Origin of the sequence: Dietzia sp. DQ11-44 (assembly GCF_014145205.1) — a bacterium.
GTDB classification, from domain to species: Bacteria; Actinomycetota; Actinomycetes; order Mycobacteriales; family Mycobacteriaceae; genus Dietzia; species Dietzia natronolimnaea.
On sequence record NZ_JAALEC010000315.1, the window covers coordinates 1 to 244 of the forward strand.

The 244-nt window shown below is 66.8% G+C and carries 1 protein-coding gene; it reads left to right on the top strand.

Annotated elements, in window-relative coordinates; genetic code table 11:
• On the top strand, positions 1–244 hold a 244-nt coding region (locus G6018_RS08650), incomplete at both ends, for an HNH endonuclease signature motif containing protein (RefSeq protein WP_182639397.1).

Consider the following 244-nt stretch of genomic DNA (forward strand, 5'->3'; position numbering starts at 1 on the left):
CAGTTCGTCAACGGCGCCTACGCCAGCTTCGACTGGCTGTGCGAGGAACTGCTCTCCGGCGGCGAGGCCACAGTGCGGTTCGAGCTGATCGACCCGCAACCCGGCGTCCAGGACACACCGGATGCGATGCTCAAGTACTTCATCACCCCGGCGCTGGCCGAGAGGATCCGGTTGCGTGACGGGACCTGCCGCCACCCCGGCTGCACGGTTGACGCACGCGACTGCGAGATCGACCACGTCATCG